Source organism: Neobacillus drentensis (genome assembly GCF_036965425.1).
GTDB lineage: Bacteria > Bacillota > Bacilli > Bacillales > Cytobacillaceae > Neobacillus > Neobacillus drentensis_F.
Genome location: NZ_JBALPP010000039.1, coordinates 53890 through 57643, shown reverse-complemented (window position 1 = coordinate 57643; position 3754 = coordinate 53890). Strand labels below are relative to the sequence as shown.

2 protein-coding genes are annotated in these 3754 nt (G+C 37.5%); both read right to left on the bottom strand.

What is annotated here, in order from left to right:
• Positions 1–202: 202 nt before the first annotated feature.
• Positions 203–1429 carry an McrC family protein gene (locus tag V7161_RS10900; RefSeq protein ID WP_335445055.1) on the bottom strand — a complete coding sequence of 409 codons (1227 nt, stop codon included), beginning with the start codon at positions 1427–1429 and terminating at the stop codon, positions 203–205.
• Positions 1429–3754: McrB family protein (locus V7161_RS10895; protein WP_335445053.1), on the bottom strand; the 2326-nt coding region annotated here is incomplete at its 5' end. The genes V7161_RS10895 and V7161_RS10900, both read right to left, overlap by 1 nt.

Sequence of the window (3754 nt, the reverse complement as noted above, 5' to 3'; positions counted from 1 at the left end):
AATAAGATTTATCTCAACATTAGTATTTTGTCCACATTTAGTGTATCTTTGACTGAAATTTCGATTTCTGTCCCTTTGTTCATACAACAACCGCCTAAACTTCTTAAGCGGTTGTTATAATCCTTTTATTAAAATCTAATTATTACTTGTTCCTATTGTACAAAAAAAGATGCACCATTATTGGTACATCTTTTTCACCTTCTTACAACTGACTAAGTATAGTACTTAAATCAGCTACTGTCTCTATAAAAGAATTCAGCCTCACCGTCTGGATTTCGATATACTTTTCTCTACCAGGTACTTGCCATTTAGGTAGAGTCGCTTCCACTGTTTTAGGATATAGCAATATACATGTTTCTGCTTCACGATAGGTAGTAACGTATGCATACATTTGGTACAAATCAGATTGCTGGTACAGTATCCGGCCATCATGGACAATGTTCTTCCATTTGGTGTCGACGATCATTTGAGAATCATGTACGGTTATAACAAAGTCAGGCTTTAACTTAATGTTTTCCTGTCCAGAAAAGACATTGACTAGCAGCCGTTTTTCATCATGCTGTGCTTTGACTTCTACTCCTTTCTCGTGGGCCAGAAATCGAAAGGCGCGTTCAATATAAGCTTCAAAGAGAACATTCATTTCAAATAAAAAGGCAAAGCTTTGGCTGCTGCTGTATTTGGACGTCATCATTTCATTTGAAAGAATCATCCTAGCAACTTGGAAAACCTGCTCAAACCTGAGATTTTGCCGATTGAATTGGATTAATTCCAGGTCGTTTTTATGAATCAATATATTAGATACATCTTGGAACATTTCCATGATGAATAAGGTTTCGGTCTTCATGGTGCTTTTAGAAATGTACGGAAAGATTAATCTAAGAGCCCTTTTTAATATTTGGTTTAATAGAACATCCTCTTGAAACTCGTCAAATTCGCAATAGGCTTTCACAGGAAGATAGGCATTTCGTCTTAAATGTTCTTGGAGCATGAATCGCCCTTTTAAAGTTGGACTATTTTCCTGTTTCAACCTATATTCCTTATACACTCCACGACGGAGCTCTTTTAATAAGAGCTGGATATAAATGTTTGCAAAAATTTGCAGTAAATCCGATCTAGCAAGCTGACTTAATGTAGATTCATGAAGGCTAACCGGGATTGTTTTGGTTACGGTCAGCATATTTAACAAGGCTTCCCGGTTTTTTTGTTCAGACTCTTCATGTATCGTTAGCTTAGGTAATATTTCTATCTGGACAGTTGATAGCTGAATCACTCCAACTAAATTAATAAATCGTACCTTACCGTAGCCAATTTCCACAAAGGATTGATACTTTTCGTTCAAAAAGCGTAGCAGTTCATCCCATTCAGCCTGATTTAACTGTTTTCCAAGATAAAGCCAGTCGTAGGCTTCGCGTATACTTACCAGTTCCATCAGTCATAAATCCTTTGAACATCGCGTAATTTAATCGTTTTCTTTATTCGGTATTTAACCGGTAAGTCAAGGGCTGCGAGAAGGTAAGAATCTTTAAAGAGCTTTTGCATATTAATCTGCTCTTGATAAACAATGCACGCATCGTCCTCAGAGGATCCAATCCCTCCAAGCACAAGGCCGATCTTTTCCCAGTCATCATAAAAGTATTCCTGCAACAGCGGCACAATTTTCATTAAAAGAATCTGATAGACATCGTCCTCTGTTTCAGCGTTCATGAAATACGCATGTCCAATCATGTGGTCACGGTCAAATAATACTTCAATCCGTTTATTCATAATTTCTAATAGCGCCGGTAAATCAATGTTCTCAATCGGCTGTAACAACGACGGCTTAGGCATCATTTCTTCGAAGGAGAAACGACGGCGTAATGCAGTATCAAGAAGTGAAATGGAACGGTCAGCCGTGTTCATAGTTCCGATAATATGTAAGTTGGGGGGCATGACAAACAAATCTCTCGAATAAGGAAGCTGCAGTCTGGTTTCATTTTCTCTTGTTAGTCGCTTGTCGTCTTCTAGCAAAGTTATTAATTCTCCAAATACTTTTGATATATTTGCTCGATTAATTTCATCAATTACCAGAACATATCGTGGAGCAGTAGAAAAATCAAAGACATCGTTTTCATTTAATGCCTTTAGGACTTCCTTCTTCCTGGATGAGTATTTCTCATGGGTACCTTTCTTTTTAAGCCCTTCAAAAAGTGCCTCGATTGCGATCCTCTTTAACGTGCCGTCCTTTGATGTAAATCCTCCTTTTCCATCTGAACGTAAACCCTCAATAAAATCTTCATAGGAAAAGCTCTGATGGAAGGTCACAAATTGAACTTGCCCCTGGCTCTGCAGCTCTTTATAAATTTTTTTAACATCTACATCTTCGCTTGTACTCTCAACAATTTCAACTACACGTTTTGCAATGTTATACGTTTTCCCTGTTCCTGGAGGACCGAAAAAAATTACATTCAACGGTCCGCTGTATCCATGATATGATAAGGGTTGTTCCTCTTCTGTTTCTAAATCTTCTGCAGTCTGAATTTGGTTAAACATTTTCTTAATATGGCTCTTTTTTGTGATTGCGTGAATTCGGTCACGAAATCCCCCAAATCCTGGAAGAATCCTTTCTTCTTGGTCCACCCACTCCACAGGAAGTGTGTGTCCTAATAGTTCATCAAATTTATAGCCATCAAGCAATTGGGTCTTGAGTATACCAACTGCTGCTATTTTTAAAACATAGGTAAGAGTATCTCCCTCAACTCTTTCGGAATATGTTGTTTTGACAGCAACTATGTCACCTTTGTCCAAAGTGAAAAAGGCTTCTAGTGCTTCTTTTTCTTTTTCATCCTTAACCTCAGCTAATACCACTTGAAGGTCATCGCTTGCTAAATAGCTGGATAAATCCTGTTTAAAGATAGGAAGAGAAATTATATTTCTTTCTTTAAACTGTGGTAAATAATCACGATCTTCGTAGCGATGTTCGATTAACCAATGTTTAATCTGCTTCTTTTCACCGTACCGTTTCCAAATGAATTCACTTAGCTTTACATAGTTCCAGTCTTTAAATGGCTGCATTTCCTTCAGCCGTTTGTACTCCAAATATTGGAGGAGGATGTAATTCTTTGGCCGTACCTTAACTATCTCAGTAGGAAGTTCCAATTCTTCTGCTAAGGGATCAAGTACCTTTCGGGCATATACATTAAAGAACTTTTCCGGGTAATAGATATTCAAGATTTTTAACATTACCATGGGCCACATCTTTAATTGAGTATACTGAATTTCTTCAATTCGATCCTCTTTGACAAGCTGCAGATTGGAAACAATTTGTCCCAGTAATGCTGAATATTCAGCCTTTAATTCGTCTCCGGTCAGTTCTTTCTTTTTAGTGGCGGCCCCCTTACAATATTGACCATTGCCGCTGCGATAGATCCCAAATTTCGAAGCATTGCCGCCGCCGATTCCACCTAAAACTTCTTTGAACTCCAGCCAATAGATAAACGCATCTTTTGTTGATGTATTCGCGTATTCATCAACGGTCATCGGCGGTAACGATTCTAAGGGAAAACGTTGAATAAACTCTTGTCTTTTATTCTCAACTAATTTTATGTACTCTTCATCTACCCTGAATTCATTTGCTGCCTCTATTAAATTTCCCATTACCACTTGCCTTTCCTCTCCTTTAAGTAATTGATCATAGTTTTTGAATAATACAATAATTATATAAAAAATCTGTTGATAAAACCGATATTTTTCAGATTTGTCGATATCAAGAACATAT

Excerpts from the sequence above, each read along its gene's own strand:
- V7161_RS10900 (WP_335445055.1), bottom strand. The coding sequence starts at position 1,429 with ATGGAACTGGTAAGTATACGCGAAGCCTACGACTGGCTTTATCTTGGA.